The following is a 23,442-nucleotide window of genomic DNA, read 5'->3' on the forward strand; positions in this document are numbered from 1 at the left end:
AGATTTTAAGCAGCAAACCGGAAGAGCGGCGCACGATTTTTGAAGAAGCGGCCGGCGTGTTGAAGTACAAGCTGCGGAAAAAAAAGGCGGAGGCGAAGCTAGCGGAGACGCAAGACAACTTGCACCGCGTCAACGATATTTTGCACGAGCTCGAACAGCAGCTTGAGCCGCTCCGCATGCAGGCGTCGCTCGCCAAAGAGTTTTTGGAAAAACGCGAAGAGCTCGAGCGATTTGAAGTGGCGCTGATGGTTCACGACATCGAGCGGCTGCGCGGGCAATGGAATGAGTTGAAGGAAGCGCTTGATGGGCACCAGCGGGACGAAGTGGCGCTGGTGGCGTCGTTACAGAAAATGGAAGCCCAAATCGAACAGCTGCGCGATCAAATGACCGCCATTGACGAATCGGTCGACGGTTTGCAGCAAGTGCTGCTTTTAGCCAGCGAAGAGCTTGAGAAGCTCGAAGGGCGGAAAGAAGTGTTGAAAGAGAGGAAAAAGCATGCCGCGAGGCGAAAAGCGCAGCTGGACGACATAACGGCTGCACTGGCTGCGAAACGGCGCCGCTTGACGGAGCAGCTGCATGCCGAGCGGGATGAACTCGCCCGGCTTGAGGCGGCCGCCGCAGCACTCGAGCGGGAGCTGAAAGAAAAACAGGCTTTGCTTTCGGCGCATGAAGCCGACATTGAAGAAGAAATCGAGCGGCGAAAAGGTGATTACATCGACCTTGTTCATGAACAGGCGGCGTTGAAAAACGAACGTGCACATGTGGAGCAGGCGCTTGGCAAGCTGCATGCCAAACGGACGGCGCTCGATGAAGCGAACCGCCGCCATCTCGCCGAACGTGAACAGCTCGAGCAGAAGCGGGCGGCCTTATGGGCCGAGCAGACCCGCCTCGAACAGGCGCTGGCGGAAGCGCATAATAGACAAGCCGCTCTCGCCGCGGCGCTCGCGGCGCAAAAAACGGAGCTCGAGCAACACGAAGCGCAGCTGCATCAGGCGCGCCAATACCGGCAGCAAACCAAAGCGCGCCAGCAATGGTTGGAAGAGATGCAACATGACTACGCCGGCTTTTTCCAAGGGGTGAAGGAAGTACTAAAGGCGCGCGACCGGCTGCCCGGCATTCATGGCGCCATTGTCGAGCTCATTCGCGTGCCGGACCGCTATGAAACGGCGATTGAAACAGCGCTCGGCGGGGCGATGCAGCATATCGTCGTTGACAGCGAACAGGCGGCGCGGCAAGCGATTCACTATTTGAAAACGAACGGCTACGGGCGCGCGACGTTTTTGCCGCTTGACGTCATCCAAGCGCGCGCGCTTTCCGAACGGGAGCGGGCGGCGATTGACCGCCATCCGGCGTTTGTCGGCATTGCGAGCGAGCTCGTCGAATACGACCGCACCTATAGGGCGGCGATCGCCCATTTGCTCGGCCATGTCATCGTGACAGCCGATTTAAAAGGCGCGAATGAGCTGGCTAAGCTTCTTCAGTACCGTTATCGTCTCGTGACGCTGGACGGCGATGTCGTCAGCCCCGGCGGGGCGATGACCGGCGGCGGAGCGGCGAAAAAGACCGTGTCGCTGTTAAGCCGGAATCGCGAGCTGGAAACGCTAGCCGCTAAGCTTCAGGAAATGGATGAAACGATCGCTCGGCTTGAGCGGGCTGTTGCGGCGAAACGACGCGAGCAGGCGGAGCGGGAAGCGCAGGCGGCTGCGCTGCAAGAGGAGATCGCGGCGCTGCAAGAAGCGTTGCAAAGACAAAAGGACGAGCAACGCGAGCTCGAATGGCAGAAAAAACGGATCGACGAGCGGCTCGCTTTGTATGATGAGGAAAAAGCGAACGATGAGCGCGAAATGGCAGAACTGAACCGCCGCCTCGGCGCCATTGACAGGCAGCTTGAGCAGCTTGCCGAGAAACTGCAGGCGATCGATGCCGACATCAACCGGCTGCAGGCGCAAAAACAGACGGAGCAAACGACGAAAGAGACGCTCCAGGCAGTGATCACCGAGCAAAAAATCGCCTTGGCGGAAACGAAAGAGCGCGTGAAACATGCGCGCCGGAAAGTCGAAGAGCTCGAAACGGAGCTTGCCGAAACCGCCCGCGAGCTTGAGGAGGCTGAACAAGAACGGGCCGCCTTGGACGCAGAAATGGAGGCGCCGGCATGGAATGAGGCAGAGCTTGAACAGCAACGACAGCAAAAGCTCGAGGACAAGCAAAAAACGATTGAACTGATCGCAAGCCGCCGCGAACAGCGGCTCGACTGCCAACGGCAGCTCGAGCATTTGGAGCGGGAATGGAAGGAAGCAAAGCGGCAGCATAAACAGCTCGCTGATGTCGTGAAAGACGAAGAAGTGAAGTTGAACCGGCTTGACGTGGAGCTTGAGAACTTGCTTGTCCGTCTGCGCGAAGAATATGGGCTGTCGTTTGAAGCGGCTCGCTCCGCGTACCCGCTTGAGATCGGCGCCGATGAGGCGCGCAAGCGGGTGAAGCTGATCAAGCGCGCCATGGAGGAGCTCGGCACCGTCAACTTGGGGGCGATCGATGAATACGAACGAGTTTCCGAACGGCACCGCTTTTTAAGCGAGCAAAAAGCCGATTTGGAAGAGGCGAAGGCGACGCTCCACCAAGTCATTGATGAAATGGACGATGAAATGAAAAAACGGTTTTTCGCGACGTTTGAACAAATCCGCGCCCATTTTGGCGAGGTATTTGGCGAGCTGTTCGGCGGCGGGCGCGCCGATTTGCGGCTGACCGACCCGAACGACTTGCTTGAGACTGGGATCGACATCGTCGCTCAGCCTCCGGGGAAAAAGCTGCAACATTTAAGCTTGCTTTCCGGCGGCGAACGGGCGCTGACGGCGATCGCCCTCTTGTTTTCGATTTTAAAGGTGCGTCCGGTGCCGTTTTGCGTCCTTGATGAAGTCGAAGCGGCGCTTGATGAAGCGAACGTGCAGCGGTATGCCCAATATTTAAAACGGTTCAGCCGCGACACGCAGTTTATCGTCATCACCCATCGAAAAGGGACGATGGAAGAAGCGGACGTGCTGTACGGCGTCACGATGCAAGAATCGGGCGTCTCAAAGCTCGTTTCCGTCCGTTTGGAAGATTCGAAGGAGCTCGTGCGGTCATAATGGAAAGGAGGCGCTTTGGATGGGTTTTTTTCAAAAATTGAAAGAAAAATGGACAAAGCAAGCGGATGCCGTAACCGAAAAGTTTAAAGAAGGGCTGTCAAAAACGCGAAATTCGCTCGCCGGGAAAGTGAACGACCTCATCGCCCGCTATCGGAAAGTGGATGAAGAGTTTTTTGAAGAGCTTGAGGAAATTTTGATCGCCGCCGATGTGGGCGTCACGACCGTCATGGAACTTGTCGATGAGCTGAAAATGGAAGTGAAGCGCCGCAACATTCAAGACCCGGCGCAAATGCGCGACGTCATCGCCGAAAAGCTCGTTGACATTTACCGCGCCGGCGCCGATGACAAAGAACTTTCCGCTTTGAATATACAAGAAGGCGGGCTGACGGTCATTTTGTTCGTCGGTGTCAACGGCGTCGGCAAAACGACAACGATCGGCAAGCTCGCCCATAAGCTGAAATCGGAAGGGAAATCCGTCTTGTTGGCCGCTGGCGACACGTTCCGCGCCGGGGCGATCGAGCAGCTCGAAGCGTGGGGCGAGCGCGTTGGGGTCGACGTCATTAAGCAGGCGGCCGGCTCCGATCCAGCGGCGGTCATGTATGATGCGATTCAAGCGGCGAAAGCGCGCGGCGTTGACGTATTGTTATGCGACACGGCCGGGCGGCTGCAAAACAAAGTGAATTTAATGAAAGAGCTCGAAAAAGTGAAACGCGTCATCAGCCGCGAAATTCCGGGCGCTCCGCATGAAGTATTGCTTGTGTTGGATGCGACGACCGGGCAAAACGCGATGAGCCAAGCCAAGCTGTTTAAAGAAGCGACCGATGTGACCGGCATCGTGTTGACGAAGCTTGACGGCACGGCGAAAGGCGGCATCGTGCTCGCCATTCGCAACGAGATGGCCATCCCGGTGAAACTCGTCGGCCTCGGCGAGAAGATGGACGATTTGCAAGTGTTCGATCCAGAACAGTACGTCTACGGATTGTTTGCTGATTTGCTGGAATCATAAACAAGCCAACAGAGGGTGCTCCCAAAGGTGTTGTGCGCTCGTTTGCCCGTTCTCGCTTGACACTCTACGGAAAAGACGGTACACTACATTTTTGTAAAGGTATTTTACTTAACAATGAGGGAGGGAGAGTCCGGTGCTGGAAAAAACGATGCGCATGAACTATTTATACGATTTTTACCAAGCGCTGTTGACGCCGAAACAGCGCAACTATATGGCGCTTTACTACTTGGACGACTACTCCCTCGGGGAAATTGCCGAACAATATGAGGTGAGCCGCCAGGCGGTGTACGATAACATCCGGCGTACAGAAGCGATGCTGGAACAGTATGAAGAGAAGCTCGGGCTGCTGCGAAAATATGAACGGCGGCGGCAGATCATCGAGCGGCTGAAAGACTACATCAGCCGGCACTACGGCGCTGACGCCGAATTGGCGGCGCTCGTCAATGAGCTTGACGAACTCGACTAGGGAGGGAAACCGCCATGGCGTTTGAAGGATTGTCTGAACGTTTGCAGCAGGTGATGAACCGCATCCGCGGCAAAGGGAAAGTAACCGAAGCGGATGTCAAAGAGATGATGCGCGAAGTGCGCCTTGCCCTGCTCGAAGCGGACGTCAACTTTAAAGTCGTCAAAGATTTTATTAAACGGGTGAGCGAGCGGGCTGTCGGGCAGGAAGTGATGAAAAGCTTAACGCCGGGACAGCAAGTGATCAAAATCGTCAAGGAAGAACTGACGGCGTTAATGGGCGGCGAGCAAAGCCAAATTGCTGTTGCCAAGAGGCCGCCGACCGTCGTCATGATGGTCGGGCTGCAAGGGGCCGGGAAGACGACGACGACCGGGAAGCTGGCCAACTTGTTGCGCAAGCGGCATAACCGGAAGCCGTTGCTTGTGGCCGCCGACGTTTACCGCCCGGCGGCGATCAAGCAGCTCGAGACGCTTGGCAAGCAGCTGAACGTGCCTGTCTTTTCGTTAGGCGAGCACGCCAATCCGGTTGAAATCGCTAAACAGGCGCTCGAGCGGGCGAAAGAAGAGCATTATGATTACGTGCTCATCGACACGGCCGGCCGCCTCCACATTGATGAGGCGTTGATGGATGAGCTGAAGGAAATGAAAGAAGCGGTCAAGCCGGATGAAATTTTCCTCGTCGTTGACGCCATGACCGGGCAAGATGCCGTCAATGTCGCACAAAGCTTCCATGAGCAGCTCGGCATCACCGGCGTCATTTTGACGAAGCTGGACGGCGACACGCGCGGCGGGGCGGCGCTGTCGATCCGCGCCGTGACGGGAGCGCCGATCAAGTTTGCTGGGATGGGCGAAAAACTTGACGCTTTGGAGCCGTTCCATCCGGAGCGAATGGCGTCGCGCATTTTAGGCATGGGCGATGTCCTGACGCTCATCGAAAAAGCGCAGGCGGCCGTCGACGAAGAGAAGGCGAAAGAGCTCGAACAAAAAATGCGCACGGCCACCTTCACGCTTGACGACTTTTTGGACCAGCTCGGCCAAGTGCGCAAGCTCGGACCGCTTGACGAACTGATTAAAATGTTGCCGGGCGCCAACAAAATCAAAGGGCTCGCCAACATTCAAGTCGATGAAAAGCAAATTGCTCGCGTCGAGGCGATCATCCGCTCGATGACGAAAGAAGAGAAAATGCATCCGGAAATCATCAATGGCAGCCGGAAACGACGGATCGCCAAAGGAAGCGGCACGACTGTGCAGGAAGTGAATCGGCTTTTGAAGCAGTTTGACGACATGAAAAAAATGATGAAAATGATGACGAATATGCCAAAAGGGAAAAAGAAAGGATTCCGTTTTCCATTTATGTAAATGAAGATCTGTTAAGCGAAAAACCTTTACAAACGGAAAAAGAATTGTTAATATACTATCTTGTGTGAACTATATACGGAGGTGCGTACTGACTATGGCAGTAAAAATTCGTTTAAAACGCATGGGGACAAAGAAAAAACCGTTCTATCGCATCGTGGTAGCTGATTCGCGCTCGCCGCGCGACGGTCGTTTTATCGAAACGATCGGCACGTACGATCCGGTCGCTGAGCCGGCGCAAGTGAAAATCGATGAGGAATTAGCGCTCAAATGGCTGCAAAACGGCGCCAAACCGTCGGATACGGTGCGCAGCTTGCTGTCGAAGCAAGGCATTTTAGAGAAGTTCCATAACTTGAAATACGGCAAATAAGCGAGATGCACATGAAGCCGCTCATTGAAACGATCGTCAAGGCGCTTGTCGATCATCCGGAGGCGGTGGCGGTTGAGCGCCGCGAAGAAGAGACGGCTGTCATCTACGAGCTGTCCGTGCATGAAGACGACACTGGCAAAGTGATCGGCAAACAAGGGCGGACGATCCAGGCGATTCGCACGGTCGTTGCCGCCGCCGCGGCCGGATCGCCAAAGCGGGTTGTTGTGCAAGTGAAAGACAAAGGGTGAGGATGTTCCTCTCCCTTTTTTGATATGATGCCAAAGGGCGCGGAAATGGCCCGGGTGCCGTTCATTCCGTGTCAAAAAAGGGGGAAGAGGATGAAGCTCATTCAAACGGTTGAGGTGCGGCAAATCGTCACTGAACGGAGCAAACAAGAGCTTGCCGCCGCGTTTTTGGCGCGCAAGCAGCAGCTCGAGCGCGAGTGCGACCAGCTTCGTTTTGAACAGAAACGAATGGAGAAAAGCGGAAACTATCCGCCCGCTTTAGTGAAACAATATTTTGCCAAAGAGATCGACGAGCGGATGGAGAAAATGAAACTGCTTGAGTTTCAGCTCGAACAATTACATATGCTACCGTTAGGGAGCGAATTGAAAGAGCGGGAAGTCGAGGCGCTCGTTGAGGTGAACGTCGGCGACCGTTGGGAAGAGGTGACAAAAACGCGCGCCATCATCATTGAAGACGGCGTCGTCAAAGAGATTCGCTAAGAAGGGATGAAAGCGATGGAACGATGGTTTAATGTCGGAAAAATCGTCAATACGCACGGCATCCGCGGCGAAGTGCGCGTCATTTCGCGCACCGACTTTCCTGAAGAACGGTATAAAAAAGGAAACAAGCTGTACATTTTCCGCGAACGGGACACGGAACCGATTGAAGTCACGGTGAAAAGCCACCGCGTCCATAAATCGTTTGACTTGTTGTCGTTTGAAGGCTATGACAGCATCAACGACGTTGAACGGTTTAAGGGGGCGATTCTGAAGGTGCCGGAAAGCCAGCTCGGCGAACTCGCGGAAGGGGAATATTATTTCCACGAGATCATCGGCTGCACTGTCGTGACAGAAGGCGGGGAGACCATCGGCGCGGTAAAGGAAATTTTGACTCCAGGGGCGAACGACGTCTGGGTCGTCCGGCGCGAAGACGGATCGGAAGCGCTCATTCCGTACATTGACGAGGTCGTTTTGCACGTCGATCCGGAGCGGAAAACGATCATCATCCGGCCGATGGAAGGGCTGCTCGAATGATGCGGATCGATATTTTAACGTTGTTTCCCGGCATGTTTTCCGGGGTGTTGAACGAGTCAATTTTAAAGAAGGCGCAAGAAAAAGGGGCCGTCGACATCCGCCTTATTGATTTTCGCGAGTTTGCCGACAACAAGCATAAAACGGTCGACGATTATCCGTACGGCGGCGGCGCCGGCATGGTGCTCAAGCCGCAGCCGATTTTTGACGCGGTGGAACACGTGACGGCTGGATCGCCTGGCGCCCGCATCATTTTGCTTTGCCCGCAAGGCGAGCGCTACACGCAAAAAAAGGCGGAAGAGCTGGCGAAAGAAACGCATTTGGTGCTCATTTGCGGCCATTACGAAGGGTATGACGAACGTATCCGCCAATATTTAGCAACCGATGAAATTTCGATCGGCGACTATATTTTAACAGGTGGGGAACTCGGCGCCATGGTCATTGTCGACAGCGTCGTCCGTCTTCTCCCCGGGGTGCTCGGCAATGAGGCGTCGCCGGTCGATGACTCGTTCAGCTCCGGATTGCTTGAGTATCCGCAATACACAAGACCGGCCGATTTCCGCGGCATGAAAGTGCCGGATGTATTGCTGTCAGGCAACCATCAGCTCATCGCCGAGTGGCGCGAGAAGGAATCGCTCCGGCGCACGTTTTTGCGCCGTCCGGACTTGCTCGATGAATATCCGCTTACAGACAAGCAAAAGCAATGGCTGAAAGAGTGGGAAAAGGAGCGCGAATAGCTATTGCCTGAGTCAACAGTTTATGCTATCATGTCTTTTGTGTGACCTTAAGCGATCTGCTTGAGGACGGAAAACGATGTTCCGCTGCAATGAAGAGATCATTGGCATGAACATCTGTGGAAGGAGTGGATCATGATGCATCATTTAATCCAAGAGATCACGAAAGAACAACTGAGGACGGATTTGCCGGATTTCCGCCCGGGCGACACGGTGCGGGTTCATGTGAAAGTCGTCGAAGGCAACCGCGAACGCATCCAAGTGTTTGAAGGGGTCGTCATTAAACGGCGCGGAGCGGGCATCAGCGAAACGTTCACCGTCCGCAAAGTGTCCTATGGCGTCGGCGTTGAGCGCACATTCCCGGTGCATACGCCGAAAATCGCCAAGCTGGAAGTCATCCGCCGCGGGAAAGTCCGCCGCGCGAAATTGTACTACTTGCGCGAACTTCGCGGCAAAGCGGCGCGCATCAAGGAAAATACGAACGCAGCGCAATAATGGACAACGGTGGATCGTAGCGGAAAAGGAGCTTGCTTTCAAGCTCCTTTTTTCACTACCGTCAATGATGATTTACGGTAGTGATCCACGACTGCAAACTTTGATTTAGGTGGGTGGACAATGGAACAGAAAAAAAGCGAATGGCGCGAATGGATGAAAGCGATCGTCGTTGCCGTCTTGCTCGCCGGGGGCATCCGCTACTTTATTTTCGCTCCGATCATCGTCGACGGCTATTCGATGATGCCGACATTACATAACCATGAGCGGATGATCGTCAATAAACTGGCGTATAAAATCGGCATGCCGCACCGTTTCGATATCATTGTTTTTCACGCCGAAGAAGGGAGAGACTATATTAAGCGGGTCATCGGCCTGCCGGGCGACCGAATTGAATACAAAAATGATACGCTCTATATCAATGGCAAGCCGTATGAAGAGCCGTATTTGGACGAGTATAAAAAGCAGTTGTCCGACGGCGGTCCGCTGACGGAATCGTTCACTTTGGAGGAACTGACCGGGCGAAGCACGGTGCCGCCGGGGCATTTGTTTGTCATGGGCGACAATCGCCGTTTCAGCAAAGATAGCCGCCATATCGGCTTCATTCCGATGTCAAAAGTCGTCGGCAAGGCGAATCTTGTGTATTGGCCGTTGGCTGACGCCCGGATTGTGAAATAAACGAGGCAGGTGATGCCAATGACAGTGATTCAATGGTTCCCCGGCCATATGGCGAAGGCCAAGCGGGAAGTGCAAGAAAAATTAAAGTTGATCGACGTAGCGTTTGAGCTGCTTGACGCCCGTGTGCCGATGTCCTCGCGCAACCCGATGATCGACGAGATTCTCGGACAAAAGCCGCGCCTCATTTTGCTCAATAAGGCTGATATGGCCGATGAGGCGGTGACCGAACAGTGGATCCGCTATTTCCACGATCAAGGGCGGCTGGCTTTGCCCATCGATGCTCAAAGCGGAACAGGAGTCCGGCAAATCGCGGCGGCAGCGAAAGAGATGGTGAAAGACAAATTCGAGAAAATGCGGGCGAAAGGGATTAAAAACCCGCGCCCGGTTCGGGCGCTCATCGTCGGCATCCCGAACGTCGGCAAGTCGACGCTGATCAACCGGCTCGCCGGCCGCCATATCGCGAAAACCGGCGACAAGCCGGGGGTGACAAAAGCGCAGCAATGGATCAAAGTCGGCAAAGAAATGGAGCTGCTTGATACCCCAGGCATCCTATGGCCGAAATTTGAGGATGAGGACGTGGGCTACAAGTTGGCGGTGACCGGCGCCATTAAGGACGAAATTTTAAACTTGCAGGATGTCGCCGTCTATGCGCTCCGCTTTTTGTCGACTCACTATCCCAACCGGCTTGCGGAGCGCTACGGCCTTGATGACATTCCTGATGACATCGTCGCCTTGTTTGACGCCATCGGAAGGCGGCGCGGCTGCTTGACGTCAGGCGGCGCTGTTGACTACGATAAAGTGGCTGATATCGTTTTGTATGACATCCGCACGGAAAAATTAGGCCGCTTAAGCTTTGAAACGCCCGCTTCACGGACGTAGCGCGTCCGGCGGGCGTTTTTTGCCGGCGGTGCTTTACGGTCGGCCAAACAGAGCCGATAGTATAAGTAGAAGAGGGAGAGGAGCATGAAGCGGTATACGGTGAAAGACATTGAAGCGCTGCTTCCGAAGCTTGGCGCGGACGACCCGCGCTGGGAGATGCTGCGGCAGGATGAGCGAAAAAGCGTGCAGGCACTTCTTGCCCGTTTTGAAAGGCAGAAAGCGCGCCGGCACGCTGAGCAACAACGGTGGGAAGAACTGATGCGTTATGAGCGGGAACTATACGCCGCTGGCGTTAGACGGATCGCCGGCATTGATGAGGCCGGGCGCGGCCCGCTGGCCGGCCCGGTCGTCGCCGCCGCGGTCATCTTGCCGAAAGACGCCTATTTGCCGGGGCTTGACGACTCGAAGCGGCTGACGCCGGAAAAGCGCGAGGCATTGTTTGCGCAAATTGAAGCGTGCGCCGTCGCCATCGGCATCGGCATCGTCAGCGCGGCGGAGATCGATGAAAGGAATATTTACGAAGCGACAAGGCAAGCGATGGCGAAAGCGGTGAACGCCCTTTCCCCGCCGCCTGAACATTTGCTCGTTGATGCGATGGCGGTGCCGTGCCCACTGCCGCAACAGCGCCTCATAAAAGGAGACGCCAACAGCGCTTCGATCGCCGCTGCGTCGGTCATCGCCAAAGTGACGCGCGACCGGTGGATGAAAGAACTGGATCGCCGCTATCCACAATACGGGTTCGCGCGCCATATGGGCTACGGAACGCCGGAACATTTCGAGGCGATCCGCCGCTATGGCATTACGCCTGAGCACCGTCGTTCGTTCGCACCGGTGAGGGAGGTGCTGAAGGCGAGCGAGCAGCTCTAGAAGAAGGGATGGGACGAAATGGTCGAGCGCATGGAGCGGACGATGCCAACGACCGCTGTCCGCGACGCGACATCCAGCCGGCGGTTTCAGCCGGGGCAGGCCGTCGTTGGCCGAGTGGAGCGGGTCGAGGAGATGGAAACCGGGGAGCGGGCGGCACTCGTCCGCGCTGGCGGACAGCTTGTGCGCGCCCGTTTGGAGGCGCCGCTTGCCGTCGGACGTTTGTATTTGTTTGAAATTCACGAACGACAAGGAACAATGTATTGGAAAGCCATTCCCCTTTCCGAACTGGCGTCTGCTCCGTCAGGTGAAGAGGCGGTGCGCCGGTGGCAAAAAGCGTGGAAACTGCCGGATGCGGCGCTGCCGGTGCTCCGTCAAGCGCTGAAAGCTGGCGCGGCTGCAACGAAAGAGGAAATTGCCGCACTGACTGAAGCGGTGAAAGAGACCGGCCAGCCGGACGCGGCCGAAGACGTGCTCGCCCATTTGTTTCGCCGCCGGCTGCCGCTCTCTTCAGCCGTGTTTCGCGCGCTATGGGCAGCTAAAACCGGGGTGCCGCTCGCTGATGGTTTGGGGAAACTGAAAGCGGCCATTGCCGCCCTTTCCGCCCATCCGGCGGCGCTTGAGCTCAGCCGGGCGATGGAGAAGTTTCTTTCACCGCCGCTGTCCGCTTACGAGGCGGCCGTGCGTTTGTTGCTGTCGGAGGAGGAAGAGGCCGAAACGGCCCGCGCGCTTCTTGCCCGCCTTGGGCTCGCCCCGTTGCCGGAGGCCCGCCGCTTGGCGCTTCGGGAGGCGGTGCAACGCCGCCGGTTTGCCGATATCATTCGGCAGCTCGACTTGACGGACGAGGAGGCGTTTTTGGAACGGTGGGCCGCTCTCGATGCTGCCTATCAAAGCGGGGCGCTGCCCGCCGCGGAGGCGAAGTTGTGGGCGGCCGCTCGAGCGACGAAAGATCCGGCGCTGTCGCTGTTTTGCTGGCTGAGGCGAGCGGCCGGGCGGCTTGGGCTTGAAGACGAGGCGGCGCTCGTCCGTGTTGGGAAAATCGAGGATTTGCCTTCTGCCCCGTCGTTGAAACGGCTGCTTCTTCGCTTTCTTCATGAACCGGGGAGCGAAGGGGCCAAGCGGGCGGCCGAAGCGCTTCTCGACCAGCTCGATGGCATGGCCATCGCGGCTGGCGGCGATGGGCTCATTGAGCACGTATGGCTTTCGTTTCCATTGCCGCTTGGCGGCCGCAGCAGCGATTTTGCTGTGTGCTGGCAAGGAAGGAGGAAACAAGGCGGGCCGCTTGATGCCGATTACAACCGCATTGTTTGTTGCCTGACGCTTGAAGAGCTGGGAGAGGTGATCGTCGATATGCGCGTGCAACGACGGATCGTCCACATCTCCATTTTTCACGATGATCCGCGGTTGGCGGTTGTTGCCGCTCGGATGGCTCCGCTTGTCAAAGAGCGGTTTCAGGCGCACGGCTATGCGCTTTCAGGCATTGATGTAAAGGCAACGCGTTCCGCCCCTCCTCCGCCTTCCGTTTTTCTGTTTGCCGACAGTTGCAGCGAGGTGGATTGCCAAGCATGAACGAGGAGCGGAAAAAAGCAGTCGCCTTGTCTTACGATGCGGCACTTGACGCAGCTCCGATCGTCAAGGCGAAAGGGGTTGGCAAGGTCGCCGAAGCGATCATCGCCACCGCCCGGCAACACGGCGTGCCGATTCGCCAAGATCCGACGCTTGTTGAGCTGCTGGGCAAAGTGGAGATCAACGAAATGATCCCGGAGGAGCTGTACGCCTTAGTGGCTGAATTGTTCGCGTTTTTGTATCGGCTTGATCAAGAAGCGAAAGAAGAAAGGGTGGGGGAGGGATAATTTTCCTATTCCCCGCTTTCTTAATTTTGCGGCGAAACGGTGGACAAGCGCGAAATGTTAGGTATAAAATGAAAGCGCTAAGACTTTTTTGATTTTATACATAGGAGGTTGGCGCATGAACATTCATGAATACCAGGCAAAAGAAATTTTGCGAAGCTATGGTGTAAGCGTGCCGAACGGCCGCGTCGCGTTCACGGTGGATGAAGCGGTCGAAGCGGCGAAAGAGCTCGGCGCGCCGGTGTGTGTCGTCAAAGCGCAAATCCATGCCGGCGGGCGCGGCAAAGCGGGCGGGGTGAAAGTGGCAAAAAGCCTCGAGGAAGTCCGTACATACGCCAGCGAATTGCTCGGCAAAGTGCTTGTCACCCATCAAACCGGCCCGGAAGGAAAAGAAGTGAAACGGCTGTTGATTGAAGAAGGGTGCGACATCCAAAAAGAATACTACATCGGCCTTGTCGTCGACCGCGCCACCTCGCGCGTCGTTTTAATGGGCTCGGAAGAGGGCGGCACGGAAATCGAAGAAGTCGCGGCGAAAACGCCGGAGAAAATTTTTAAAGAATACATCGATCCAGCCGTCGGGCTGCAAGCGTTCCAAGCGCGCCGATTGGCTTTCAACATCAACATTCCGAAGCATCTCGTCAACCAAGCGGTCAAATTTATGATGGGCTTGTACCAAGTGTTTGTCGATAAAGACTGCTCGATCGCCGAAATCAATCCGCTTGTCGTCACCGGCGACGGCAAAGTGATGGCGCTTGATGCGAAGCTGAATTTCGATTCGAACGCCTTATACCGCCATCCGGATATCCTTGAATACCGCGACTTGGATGAAGAAGATCCGAAAGAAGTCGAAGCGTCGAAATATGACTTAAACTACATCGCTCTTGACGGCAACATCGGCTGCATGGTCAACGGCGCCGGCTTGGCGATGGCGACAATGGACATCATCAAATATTATGGCGGCGAGCCGGCCAACTTCCTTGATGTCGGCGGCGGCGCCAGCGAGGAAAAAGTAAGGGAAGCGTTCAAAATCATTTTGTCCGACCCGAACGTCAAAGGCATTTTCGTCAACATTTTCGGCGGCATTATGAAATGCGATGTCATCGCGAGCGGCATCGTCGCGGCGACGAAGCAAGTCGGCTTGACGCTTCCGCTTGTCGTCCGTCTTGAAGGAACGAACGTTGAGCTCGGGAAAAAGATTTTGCAAGAGTCGGGCTTAAACATTATTGCGGCGGAATCGATGGCGGACGGCGCGCAAAAAATCGTCGAGCTAGTACGTTAAGAAAGCGAGGGATACACGTGAGCGTTTTTGTCAATAAAGACACGAAAGTGATCGTGCAAGGGATTACCGGTTCGCAAGGGCTGTTCCATACGAGACAGATGATCGAATACGGCACAAAGATTGTCGGCGGCGTCACGCCGGGCAAAGGCGGCACGGAAGTCGAAGGCGTGCCGGTGTTTGACACTGTTTCGGAAGCGGTTGAAAAAACAGGGGCGAACGCCTCGGTCATTTACGTTCCGCCGGCATTTGCCGCGGATGCCATCATGGAAGCGGTTGACGCTGGACTCGACCTTGTCGTTTGCATCACCGAAGGCATCCCGGTGCTCGATATGGTGAAAGTGAAGCGGTACATGGAAGGCAAAAAGACGCGCCTCATCGGCCCGAATTGCCCGGGCGTCATTACGCCGGAAGAGTGCAAAATCGGCATTATGCCGGGCTACATCCATAAAAAAGGACATGTCGGCATTGTTTCCCGTTCCGGCACGCTGACGTACGAAGCAGTTCACCAACTGACGCAAGCCGGCATCGGCCAGTCGACGGCGGTCGGCATCGGCGGCGACCCAGTCAACGGCACGAACTTCATCGATGTGCTCAAGGCGTTTAATGAAGACGAAGAAACGTACGCTGTCATTATGATCGGCGAAATCGGCGGCACGGCGGAAGAAGAAGCGGCCGAATGGGTGAAAGCGAACATGACGAAACCGGTCGTCGGCTTTATTGGCGGGCAAACGGCGCCTCCGGGCAAACGGATGGGCCATGCCGGCGCGATCATTTCCGGCGGCAAAGGCACGGCCGCAGAGAAAATCAAAAAAATGACCGAATGCGGCATTAAAGTGGCGGAAACGCCGGCCGTGATCGGAGAAACACTCATTTCTGTGCTGAAAGAACGCGGCTTGTACGAAAAATGCAAAACGCACTAATGGTTTGGCCCCGCACGTCTTCGTGCGGGGTGTTGCGTATCATGTCTATAGATGCAATTTGAAGCTTTACCATTTGCCGCTTTTACAGAGCAATTGGATCGACTGTCGGGCGACCGAACAACGCCGCTTCTAGACCCATGTATGGGTCTGTGAAGCAGGTGGTTGTTCGGTCTTCCGTCACGCCAAGGCGTGACGAGGAAGCCTGCGGCTTGCCTCCGACAGTCGAAAAAATAGACAGGCGACTTTTCCGTCAAGGATAGTTGCACCTATATATCCATGCTGAAGGTGAAAAAAGAAAGGGGAGCAGTATGTACGATACGGTCCGCGACCGACTCATCCATCTCCATCATTGCCGCGGGGCGGGATGGAAGACGATTCATTCCTTGCTTAAGGCTGATCCGACGCTCACCGCTCCATTTTCTCTTCCTCCTAATGATCTCCGCCCGCTCATTCCGCTTTCCGACGCTCAATGGACCGCTTTTTTCCATGATTTGCATTCCATCGATGTGCAACGTGTGATAAAAACATATATGGACCGGTGCATTCATGTGGTCACCGTGTTTGATCATGACTATCCGCCGTTGCTTCGGCATATTTATGCCCCGCCGTGGGTGCTGTATGCAAAGGGGAACTCCGCTTTGCTTCAGGAGCGGAAACTGATCAGCATCGTCGGCACGAGACGGCCGACGAAGGAAGGAATCGAAGCGTTGAACAAATTGGTGCCGCCGCTTGTTGCCGCCGGCTTTACGATCGTCAGCGGGCTCGCGTTTGGGATTGACGTGTGCGCCCACCAACTCGCCGTCCAGCATGGCGGGTCGACGGTCGCGGTCATCGCCGGCGGGCTGGACCACATTTATCCGAAAGAGCATCGACCGTTCGCCACCCGGCTGATGAACGAACAGTTGGTCATCGCCGAGCATCCGCCGGCAACGCGCCCACAGGCATGGCAGTTTCCCGCGCGCAATCGCATCATCAGCGGGCTGTCGCTCGGCACGCTTGTCGTGCAGGCGAAGCGAAAAAGCGGTTCGCTCATTACCGCCGCGTATGCGCTTGAGCAAGGGCGGGAAGTGTTCGCCGTCCCCGGCCCGATCGGTTTGGCGGAATCCGCCGGGCCGAATACGCTCATTCAGCACGGGGCAAAACTAGTGCAAGAAGCGGCGGACATTTTGGCCGAATTCCCGTATGTGTAATGCACATGTTTGACAAATGCGGCAATAATCATTAATAATAATGAAGATTTCAATTTACCTCCTAGGGGTGGAAGATGGATGTCAGACTACTTAGTTATCGTCGAATCGCCAACGAAAGCGAAGACGATCGAACGATACTTGGGAAAAAAATATACGGTCAAAGCGTCAATGGGCCACGTCCGCGATTTGCCAAAAAGCCAAATGGGCGTTGATATAGACCATGGCTACGAGCCGAAATACATTACGATCCGCGGCAAAGGCCAGGTGATCAAAGAGTTGAAAACGGCGGCGAAAAAAGCGAAAAAAGTGTTTCTTGCCGCCGACCCCGATCGCGAAGGAGAGGCGATCGCTTGGCATTTGGCCCACATGCTCGATCTGGATATTCACTCTGATTGCCGCGTCGTCTTTCATGAGATCACGAAGGATGCCATTCAGCAATCGTTTCAGCAGCCGCGCGCGATCAATATGAATCTTGTTGACGCCCAGCAGGCGCGGCGTGTGCTCGACCGGCTCGTCGGCTATAACATCAGCCCGCTCTTATGGAAAAAGGTGAAAAAAGGGTTAAGCGCCGGCCGCGTCCAATCGGTGGCGCTGCGTCTCATCATCGATCGGGAACGAGAAATTCGCGAATTTCAGCCGGAAGAATATTGGACGATTCAAGCGACGTTTCAAAAAGGAGGAGAGACGTTTGCCGCCTCGTTTTACAGTATTGACGGACAAAAACGCGATTTAAAGACGGAGGCGGATGTGAAAGCGGTGCTGGACCGCTTAAACGGAACGGCATTTGTCGTGAAAACGGTGACAAAACGAGAGCGCAAGCGCAGCCCAGTGCCGCCGTTTACGACATCGTCGCTTCAGCAGGAAGCGGCGCGCAAACTGAATTTCCGGACGAAAAAGACGATGATGATCGCCCAGCAGCTGTATGAGGGAATCGATCTCGGCAGCGAAGGGACGGTCGGGTTGATCACGTATATGCGCACTGATTCAACGCGCGTCGCCGAGACGGCGCAGCAAGAGGCGGCGGCGTATATCGAGGCGACGTTCGGCGCTATGTATGTCAACCAAGAAAAGCGGAAAGAGAAGAAAAGCACGAACGCCCAAGACGCCCATGAAGCGATCCGCCCGACATCGGCATTTCGCGATCCGGACAAAGTGAAACCGTATTTGACGCGCGACCAGTTTCGGTTGTATAAACTCATTTGGGAACGGTTCATCGCCAGTCAAATGGCGGCCGCCGTGCTTGACACCATGAGCGTCGAGTTGGAAAACAACGGCGTCGTGTTCCGCGCCAGCGGCTCGAAGGTGAAATTTCCAGGGTTTATGAAAGTGTATATTGAAGGAACGGACGATCAAACGGAAGAGCAGGACCGTATCCTCCCGGATTTGGAAGAAAAGGAAACGGTTGAGAGCGAAACGATCGAATCGAAGCAGCACTTTACCCAGCCGCCGCCACGCTACACGGAAGCCCGCCTCGTCAAAACGTTGGAGGAACTCGGCATCGGCCGCCCGTCGACGTATGCCCCGACGCTTGATACGATCCAAAAGCGCAACTATGTCGTCCTTGAGAACAAACGGTTTGTCCCGACCGAGCTCGGCGAAATCGTTGTGGAGCTGATGCTCGAATTTTTCCCGGAAATTATCGATGTCGAGTTTACGGCGAAAATGGAAAAAGAATTGGACGAAATTGAAGAAGGGAAAGTGGCATGGATCAAAGTCGTTGACGAGTTTTACCGCGAATTTGAAAAGCGGTTGAAAGTGGCGGAAAAAGAAATGCGCGCAGTTGAGATTAAGGATGAGCCCGCCGGCATTGACTGCGAGGTGTGCGGCAGTCCGATGGTGTACAAAATGGGCCGTTTCGGCAAGTTTATCGCCTGCTCGAATTTCCCGGAATGCCGCCATACGAAGCCGATTGTCAAAGAAATCGGCGTCAAGTGCCCGAAATGCCGCGAAGGCAACATCGTCGAGCGCAGCACGAAAAGAAAGCGGGTGTTTTACGGCTGCGACCGTTTCCCGGATTGCGACTTCGTCTCGTGGGATAAACCGCTCGCCCGCCCGTGCCCGAAATGCGCAGGTTTGCTTGTGGAGAAAGAGCTGAAAAAAGGTGTGCAAGTGCAATGCACGGCGTGCGATTATGAAGAGCGGCTAGAAGCATGAACGGGCATTAGATACAATTCAGAATTTTGTAAAAAATAGTTGCGTTCATGCAGAAGAATATGGTACGATGTAGTAGCCGTTGCGGGGTGAGGCGATGGAGAATTCGAAACTTGCGTTACAATTGTTCATAGAATATTTACAAATCGAGAAAAATTATTCACAATATACTATTGTGTGTTACCGGCGTGACATTGAGCAGTTTTTCCGATTTATGGATGAGGAAGGAATCGGCGCGCTCGATGAAGTGTCCTACAGCGACGTCCGCTTATATTTGACGAAACTATACGAACAACAGTTGGCCAGCCGTTCGGTCGCCCGCAAAATTTCGAGTCTGCGCAGCTTTTACAAGTTTTTGCTGCGCGAAGGGCGGGCGGCCGAAAATCCGTTTGCGCTCGCGACGCTGCCGAAAAAAGAGCAAAAAATTCCTAATTTTTTATACCCGAAAGAATTAGAAGCATTGTTTCTTGTCAATGATGAAAATACCGCCCTCGGCCAGCGCAATGCGGCGCTGCTTGAGTTGCTGTACGCGACTGGCGTCCGGGTTAGTGAATGTTGTCACATTCGGCTGTCTGACGTCGATTTTGCTGCAACGACTGTGCTCATTCACGGCAAAGGAAACAAGCAGCGCTACGTTCCGTTCGGCCGCCCGGCCCGCGAAGCGCTTGAACGGTATATTCATAGGGGCCGACGCGAACTGACAAGAAAGCTGCCGGCGGACCACCGCTATTTGTTTGTCAACGCCCGCGGCAATCCGCTCACGCCTCGGGGAGTGCGCCATATTTTGGATCGGATTGTCGAAGCAGCTGCGCTGATGCAAAACATCAGCCCGCACGTTTTGCGGCATACGTTTGCGACCCATTTGCTCAACGAAGGAGCCGATCTCCGTTCGGTGCAGGAACTGCTCGGCCATGCGCATTTGTCATCGACGCAAGTGTATACGCATGTAACGAAAGACCGGCTGCGGCGTATTTATTTGCAGGCGCATCCGCGGGCGTAACCCGCAGGCAAGGAGGGGAAAATGATGGGAGCTTTTCATGCGACGACGATTTTTGCCATCCGCCATAACGGCGCATCCGCCATGGCTGGCGACGGCCAAGTGACGTTCGGCAATGCGGTCGTCATGAAGCATACAGCGAAAAAAGTGCGGCGGTTGTTCCAAGGAAACGTGCTCGCCGGTTTCGCCGGCTCGGTCGCTGACGCGTTTACGCTGTTTGAAATGTTTGAAGGCAAGCTCGAACAATTTAACGGCAACTTGCCGCGCGCGGCGGTTGAACTGGCGAAAGAGTGGCGGAGCGATAAAGTGTTGCGCCGCCTCGAGGCGATGCTCATTGTCATGGACAAACAGCACTTGTTGCTTGTCTCTGGCACGGGCGAAGTGATTGAGCCGGATGATGGCATGCTCGCCATTGGCTCGGGCGGTCAGTATGCGCTTGCTGCTGGGCGTGCGTTGAAGAAGTACGCGGGCGGCTCGATGACCGCGAAAGAGATTGCCCAGGCGGCGCTCGAGATCGCCGCTGACATTTGCGTTTATACGAACGGCCATATTATTGTCGAAGAGCTGTAAAAAAGGAGGAGGCCGATGATGGCGGAAACGTTGACTCCACGGCAGATTGTCGAAAAGCTCGATCAGTTCATCGTCGGGCAAAAAGAGGCAAAAAAGGCGGTGGCGATCGCGCTTCGCAACCGGTACCGCCGCAGTTTGCTCGATGAAAAATTGCGCGATGAAGTGATGCCGAAAAACATTTTAATGATCGGCCCGACCGGGGTCGGAAAGACGGAGATCGCCCGCCGGCTCGCCAAACTCGTCGGTGCGCCGTTCATCAAAGTCGAGGCGACGAAATTCACCGAAGTCGGCTATGTCGGGCGCGACGTCGAATCGATGGTGCGCGATTTGGTGGAAACGTCAGTTAGGCTCGTGAAAGAACGGAAAATGAACGAAGTGAAAGACAGGGCTGAACAGCAGGCGAACAAGCGGCTTGTTGAACTGCTCGTTCCGGGCAAGCCAAAGCAGACGATCAAAAACCCGCTTGAGCTGCTGTTTGGCGGCCAAGGAACCCAAGTGGACAACAGCTACAGCCATGAGGATGAACAGGTGGAGCAAAAGCGGCGCCAAGTTGCTTGGCAGCTGGCAAACGGGCAGCTTGAAAACGAGATGGTGACGATTGAAATCGAGGAACAGGCGCCGCTATGGTTTGACTTTTTGCAAGGGGCAGGCATTGAGCAGATGGGGATGAACATGCAGGACGCCTTGAGCAGCCTCATGCCGAAGCGGCGCAAAAAGCGGCGTCTCAAAGTGAGTGAAGCGCGCAAAGTGCTCATCAACGAGGAAGCGCAAAAGCTGATCGACATGGATGAAGTGACGCAAGAGGCCGTCCGCCTCGCTGAGCAGTCCGGCATCATTTTTATCGATGAAATCGACAAAATCGCCCGCAGCGGAGGGGTGTCCGGTTCGGCCGACGTCTCGCGCGAAGGGGTGCAGCGCGACATTTTGCCGATTGTCGAAGGGTCGACCGTCATGACGAAGTACGGCCCGGTGAAAACAGACCATATTTTATTCATCGCCGCCGGCGCGTTCCATATGGCGAAGCCGTCGGATTTGATCCCTGAGTTGCAAGGCCGTTTTCCGATCCGCGTCGAGCTTGCGAAACTTTCGGTCGACGATTTCGTAAGAATATTAGTCGAGCCGAATAACGCGCTCATTAAACAATATCAAGCTCTTTTGGCAACAGAAGGTATAAGTCTTGAATTTTCTGACGATGCTATTCGTAAGATTGCCGAGGTGGCGTTTGAAGTAAACCAGACGACCGACAACATCGGTGCGCGCCGGTTGCACACGATTTTGGAAAAACTGCTGGAAGACTTGCTGTTTGAGGCGCCGGACATCGGAATCGACAAGGTCGTCATCACACCGCAATATGTCGAGCAAAAACTCGGCAGCATCGTCAAAAACAAAGATTTAAGCGAGTTTATTTTATGAGGAGGAGATGAAATCAATGAACTTGCTAGAGAAAACGCGGAAAATCAACGCCATGTTGCAAAAGGCGGCCGGGCGGCCGGTCAATTTTAAAGAAATGGCAGAAACGCTTTGCGAAGTGATTGAAGCCAATGTGTTTGTCGTCAGCCGCCGCGGCAAACTGCTTGGATTCGCCATTAAACAATCGATTGAAAACGAACGGATGAAGCGGATGCTGGAGGAGCGCCAGTTTCCGGAAGAATACACGAAAAACTTGTTCAACATTACGGAAACGTCTCCTAATATCGATATTAATAGCGAATATACGGCGTTTCCAGTGGAAAATCGTGACTTGTTCAAAACCGGCTTGACGACGATTGTTCCGATCAACGGCGGAGGCGAGCGGCTCGGCACGCTCATTTTATCGCGCCTTGACCGCGAGTTTGACAATGACGATCTCATTTTGGCTGAATACGGTGCGACGGTCGTCGGCATGGAAATTTTGCGTGAAAAGGCGGAAGAAATTGAAGAGGAAGCGCGCAGCAAGGCGGTCGTGCAAATGGCGATCAGCTCCCTTTCTTACAGCGAGCTTGAGGCGATCGAACACATTTTTGAGGAGCTTGACGGAACGGAAGGACTGCTTGTCGCGAGCAAAATCGCCGACCGCGTCGGCATCACCCGCTCGGTCATTGTCAATGCTCTGCGCAAACTAGAAAGCGCCGGCGTGATCGAATCGCGCTCGCTCGGCATGAAAGGAACGTACATTAAAGTATTGAACGACAAGTTTTTAAGCGAACTTGAAAAATTGAAATCGAGCTGAACGGCGCAGCCGCCTAAGCCCGCTGGGTATTTTGGCCCGGCGGGTTTTTTGTTTTGACAAACATCCTTGGCATCGTTTTTCTGTAATGGCATCGTCGAAAAATAGTACCAAGTTCCGTCTATACATTGGGTTTTCTTTCCCGTAAAATGAAAACTAGCAGAAATTGTCGAAAAATAGGAGAAAAGAGGGGATTCCATTGGCGCTCTTTTCAGCGACGATCGGTTGGCTTGAACAAGGGCTTCGCTACGCTGCGCTTCGCCAACAGGCGATCGCCGACAACATCGCCAACGCCGATACGCCGGGCTATAAGGCGAAAGATGTGCGCTTTCAGGCTGAATTGGAACGGGCGTTTCGGCTTGAGGCCAAACGGACGAATCCGAAGCATTTTTCGTTTCCAAACGAACAAAATGGAAAAATCATCGTGACGACGGACACAACGGTGAGTTACAATCATAATGGAAACAGTGTCGATATCGATCAAGAAATGTCAAAACTAGCAGAAAACCAAATTTATTACAATGCCTTAATCGAGCGGCTCAACGGCAAATTTACAACGTTGAAAACAGTGATTAAAGGAGGAAAATAACGGGTGTCTTTGTTTCAAAGTCTAAACATTTCGGCTTCGGCGTTGACCGCCCAACGGTTGCGCATGGACGTGATTGCCTCCAACATCGCTAACGTCGATACGACGCGCGCCCGCCTTGTCAACGGCGAATGGGAGCCGTACCGCCGCAAAATGGTCATCATCGAACCGCGCAGCGGGTCGTTTTCGGGCTATTTGCAGGCTGCGCTCGGCCGTGCCGACGCGGTGGACGGCGGAGTGCGGGTGCGCGAAATTGTCGATGATCCGGCGCCGTTTAAACTCGTCTACGACCCGAATCACCCGGATGCGGGCGCCGACGGCTATGTGCGTCTGCCAAACGTCGACCCGCTGAAAGAAATGGTGGACTTGATTGGGGCGACGCGTTCGTATGAGGCGAACGTCACGGTGTTGAATGCTTCAAAAGGAATGCTCATGAAGGCGCTCGAGATCGGGAAATAGCATGCGAGGGGGATA

Annotated in this window: 25 protein-coding genes; all 25 read left to right on the plus strand. The window is 54.8% G+C overall.

Annotated features, from left to right (window positions below; genetic code table 11):
• The coding region (gene smc / locus BRO54_RS14565; protein WP_074044410.1) for a chromosome segregation protein SMC at positions 1-3,122 on the plus strand (3,122 nt) is incomplete at its 5' end.
• A 19-nt stretch (positions 3,123-3,141) separates the two neighbouring features.
• Positions 3,142-4,128 (plus strand): signal recognition particle-docking protein FtsY, encoded by a 987-nt coding sequence (ftsY, locus tag BRO54_RS14570; protein WP_074044411.1) that lies wholly within the window; start codon positions 3,142-3,144, stop codon positions 4,126-4,128.
• 133 nt (positions 4,129-4,261) lie between these two features.
• Positions 4,262-4,594 carry a putative DNA-binding protein gene (locus tag BRO54_RS14575; RefSeq protein WP_031410455.1) on the plus strand — a complete coding sequence of 111 codons (333 nt, stop codon included), beginning with the start codon at positions 4,262-4,264 and terminating at the stop codon, positions 4,592-4,594.
• 14 nt (positions 4,595-4,608) lie between these two features.
• Positions 4,609-5,949, plus strand: coding sequence for a signal recognition particle protein (ffh, locus tag BRO54_RS14580; RefSeq protein ID WP_074044412.1), 1,341 nt, complete (start codon positions 4,609-4,611; stop codon positions 5,947-5,949).
• Between the two features lie 94 nt (positions 5,950-6,043).
• Positions 6,044-6,316: a 30S ribosomal protein S16 gene (rpsP, locus tag BRO54_RS14585; protein WP_011230697.1), complete on the plus strand. Its 273-nt coding sequence runs from the start codon at positions 6,044-6,046 to the stop codon at positions 6,314-6,316.
• 11 nt (positions 6,317-6,327) lie between these two features.
• Positions 6,328-6,564, plus strand: coding sequence for a KH domain-containing protein (locus BRO54_RS14590; RefSeq protein WP_011230698.1), 237 nt, complete (start codon positions 6,328-6,330; stop codon positions 6,562-6,564).
• Positions 6,565-6,654: 90 nt separating this feature from the next.
• Entirely contained in the window at positions 6,655-7,041 is a 387-nt protein-coding gene (locus BRO54_RS14595; RefSeq protein ID WP_011230699.1) for a YlqD family protein, read from the plus strand.
• Positions 7,042-7,056: 15 nt separating this feature from the next.
• Positions 7,057-7,575, plus strand: a complete 519-nt coding sequence (rimM, locus tag BRO54_RS14600) for a ribosome maturation factor RimM (protein ID WP_074044413.1) — start codon at positions 7,057-7,059, stop codon at positions 7,573-7,575.
• Complete coding sequence (trmD, locus tag BRO54_RS14605; RefSeq protein ID WP_167367383.1) at positions 7,575-8,309, plus strand: tRNA (guanosine(37)-N1)-methyltransferase TrmD; 735 nt, start codon at positions 7,575-7,577, stop codon at positions 8,307-8,309. The genes rimM and trmD overlap by 1 nt, the downstream gene beginning before the upstream one ends.
• 135 nt (positions 8,310-8,444) lie before the next feature.
• Positions 8,445-8,801: a 50S ribosomal protein L19 gene (rplS, locus tag BRO54_RS14610; RefSeq protein WP_013145772.1), complete on the plus strand. Its 357-nt coding sequence runs from the start codon at positions 8,445-8,447 to the stop codon at positions 8,799-8,801.
• Between the two features lie 120 nt (positions 8,802-8,921).
• Positions 8,922-9,476 (plus strand): signal peptidase I, encoded by a 555-nt coding sequence (lepB, locus tag BRO54_RS14615; RefSeq protein ID WP_011230703.1) that lies wholly within the window; start codon positions 8,922-8,924, stop codon positions 9,474-9,476.
• Positions 9,477-9,488: 12 nt separating this feature from the next.
• On the plus strand, positions 9,489-10,355 hold the full coding sequence (ylqF, locus tag BRO54_RS14620; protein ID WP_013145770.1) for a ribosome biogenesis GTPase YlqF: 867 nt from the start codon (positions 9,489-9,491) through the stop codon (positions 10,353-10,355).
• An 84-nt stretch (positions 10,356-10,439) separates the two neighbouring features.
• Positions 10,440-11,222 carry a ribonuclease HII gene (locus BRO54_RS14625; RefSeq protein ID WP_074044415.1) on the plus strand — a complete coding sequence of 261 codons (783 nt, stop codon included), beginning with the start codon at positions 10,440-10,442 and terminating at the stop codon, positions 11,220-11,222.
• A gap of 18 nt (positions 11,223-11,240) precedes the next feature.
• Positions 11,241-12,788, plus strand: a complete 1,548-nt coding sequence (locus BRO54_RS14630) for a flagellar hook-length control protein FliK (protein ID WP_074044416.1) — start codon at positions 11,241-11,243, stop codon at positions 12,786-12,788.
• Positions 12,785-13,072, plus strand: a complete 288-nt coding sequence (locus BRO54_RS14635) for an EscU/YscU/HrcU family type III secretion system export apparatus switch protein (RefSeq protein ID WP_074044417.1) — start codon at positions 12,785-12,787, stop codon at positions 13,070-13,072. The genes BRO54_RS14630 and BRO54_RS14635 overlap by 4 nt, the downstream gene beginning before the upstream one ends.
• A gap of 115 nt (positions 13,073-13,187) precedes the next feature.
• A complete protein-coding gene (sucC, locus tag BRO54_RS14640; RefSeq protein WP_011230708.1) occupies positions 13,188-14,348 on the plus strand; it encodes an ADP-forming succinate--CoA ligase subunit beta in 1,161 nt (386 codons plus the stop codon).
• A 17-nt stretch (positions 14,349-14,365) separates the two neighbouring features.
• Complete coding sequence (sucD, locus tag BRO54_RS14645) at positions 14,366-15,268, plus strand: succinate--CoA ligase subunit alpha (protein ID WP_074044418.1); 903 nt, start codon at positions 14,366-14,368, stop codon at positions 15,266-15,268.
• A 308-nt stretch (positions 15,269-15,576) separates the two neighbouring features.
• Entirely contained in the window at positions 15,577-16,458 is an 882-nt protein-coding gene (gene dprA / locus BRO54_RS14655; protein WP_020278185.1) for a DNA-processing protein DprA, read from the plus strand.
• A gap of 78 nt (positions 16,459-16,536) precedes the next feature.
• Positions 16,537-18,612, plus strand: a complete 2,076-nt coding sequence (gene topA / locus BRO54_RS14660) for a type I DNA topoisomerase (RefSeq protein WP_020278186.1) — start codon at positions 16,537-16,539, stop codon at positions 18,610-18,612.
• A gap of 94 nt (positions 18,613-18,706) precedes the next feature.
• A complete protein-coding gene (gene xerC / locus BRO54_RS14665; RefSeq protein ID WP_074044419.1) occupies positions 18,707-19,609 on the plus strand; it encodes a tyrosine recombinase XerC in 903 nt (300 codons plus the stop codon).
• Between the two features lie 24 nt (positions 19,610-19,633).
• Positions 19,634-20,176 carry an ATP-dependent protease subunit HslV gene (gene hslV, locus BRO54_RS14670; RefSeq protein WP_020278188.1) on the plus strand — a complete coding sequence of 181 codons (543 nt, stop codon included), beginning with the start codon at positions 19,634-19,636 and terminating at the stop codon, positions 20,174-20,176.
• A 15-nt stretch (positions 20,177-20,191) separates the two neighbouring features.
• Entirely contained in the window at positions 20,192-21,589 is a 1,398-nt protein-coding gene (gene hslU, locus BRO54_RS14675; protein ID WP_139268077.1) for an HslU--HslV peptidase ATPase subunit, read from the plus strand.
• Between the two features lie 16 nt (positions 21,590-21,605).
• Entirely contained in the window at positions 21,606-22,385 is a 780-nt protein-coding gene (gene codY, locus BRO54_RS14680; protein ID WP_011230715.1) for a GTP-sensing pleiotropic transcriptional regulator CodY, read from the plus strand.
• 196 nt (positions 22,386-22,581) lie between these two features.
• Positions 22,582-22,971, plus strand: coding sequence for a flagellar basal body rod protein FlgB (gene flgB, locus BRO54_RS14685; protein ID WP_011230716.1), 390 nt, complete (start codon positions 22,582-22,584; stop codon positions 22,969-22,971).
• 3 nt (positions 22,972-22,974) lie between these two features.
• The gene (gene flgC / locus BRO54_RS14690; RefSeq protein ID WP_011230717.1) at positions 22,975-23,427 is read left to right on the plus strand and encodes a flagellar basal body rod protein FlgC; all 453 of its coding nucleotides are present in this window, start codon (positions 22,975-22,977) and stop codon (positions 23,425-23,427) included.
• The last annotated feature ends 15 nt before the right edge of the window (positions 23,428-23,442 follow it).

This window comes from Geobacillus proteiniphilus (genome assembly GCF_001908025.1).
GTDB lineage: Bacteria > Bacillota > Bacilli > Bacillales > Anoxybacillaceae > Geobacillus > Geobacillus proteiniphilus.

What these genes read in the sequence shown, in the direction of transcription:
- ftsY (WP_074044411.1), top strand. Translation starts at nt 3,142, where the DNA reads ATGGGTTTTTTTCAAAAATTGAAAGAAAAATGGACAAAGCAAGCGGAT.
- ffh (WP_074044412.1), top strand. Translation starts at nt 4,609, where the DNA reads ATGGCGTTTGAAGGATTGTCTGAACGTTTGCAGCAGGTGATGAACCGC.
- rpsP (WP_011230697.1), top strand. Translation starts at nt 6,044, where the DNA reads ATGGCAGTAAAAATTCGTTTAAAACGCATGGGGACAAAGAAAAAACCG.
- BRO54_RS14590 (WP_011230698.1), top strand. Translation starts at nt 6,328, where the DNA reads ATGAAGCCGCTCATTGAAACGATCGTCAAGGCGCTTGTCGATCATCCG.
- BRO54_RS14595 (WP_011230699.1), top strand. Translation starts at nt 6,655, where the DNA reads ATGAAGCTCATTCAAACGGTTGAGGTGCGGCAAATCGTCACTGAACGG.
- rimM (WP_074044413.1), top strand. Translation starts at nt 7,057, where the DNA reads ATGGAACGATGGTTTAATGTCGGAAAAATCGTCAATACGCACGGCATC.
- trmD (WP_167367383.1), top strand. Translation starts at nt 7,575, where the DNA reads ATGCGGATCGATATTTTAACGTTGTTTCCCGGCATGTTTTCCGGGGTG.
- rplS (WP_013145772.1), top strand. Translation starts at nt 8,445, where the DNA reads ATGCATCATTTAATCCAAGAGATCACGAAAGAACAACTGAGGACGGAT.
- lepB (WP_011230703.1), top strand. Translation starts at nt 8,922, where the DNA reads ATGGAACAGAAAAAAAGCGAATGGCGCGAATGGATGAAAGCGATCGTC.
- ylqF (WP_013145770.1), top strand. Translation starts at nt 9,489, where the DNA reads ATGCCAATGACAGTGATTCAATGGTTCCCCGGCCATATGGCGAAGGCC.
- BRO54_RS14625 (WP_074044415.1), top strand. Translation starts at nt 10,440, where the DNA reads ATGAAGCGGTATACGGTGAAAGACATTGAAGCGCTGCTTCCGAAGCTT.
- BRO54_RS14630 (WP_074044416.1), top strand. Translation starts at nt 11,241, where the DNA reads ATGGTCGAGCGCATGGAGCGGACGATGCCAACGACCGCTGTCCGCGAC.
- BRO54_RS14635 (WP_074044417.1), top strand. Translation starts at nt 12,785, where the DNA reads ATGAACGAGGAGCGGAAAAAAGCAGTCGCCTTGTCTTACGATGCGGCA.
- sucC (WP_011230708.1), top strand. Translation starts at nt 13,188, where the DNA reads ATGAACATTCATGAATACCAGGCAAAAGAAATTTTGCGAAGCTATGGT.
- dprA (WP_020278185.1), top strand. Translation starts at nt 15,577, where the DNA reads ATGTACGATACGGTCCGCGACCGACTCATCCATCTCCATCATTGCCGC.
- topA (WP_020278186.1), top strand. Translation starts at nt 16,537, where the DNA reads ATGTCAGACTACTTAGTTATCGTCGAATCGCCAACGAAAGCGAAGACG.
- xerC (WP_074044419.1), top strand. Translation starts at nt 18,707, where the DNA reads ATGGAGAATTCGAAACTTGCGTTACAATTGTTCATAGAATATTTACAA.
- hslV (WP_020278188.1), top strand. Translation starts at nt 19,634, where the DNA reads ATGGGAGCTTTTCATGCGACGACGATTTTTGCCATCCGCCATAACGGC.
- hslU (WP_139268077.1), top strand. Translation starts at nt 20,192, where the DNA reads ATGATGGCGGAAACGTTGACTCCACGGCAGATTGTCGAAAAGCTCGAT.
- codY (WP_011230715.1), top strand. Translation starts at nt 21,606, where the DNA reads ATGAACTTGCTAGAGAAAACGCGGAAAATCAACGCCATGTTGCAAAAG.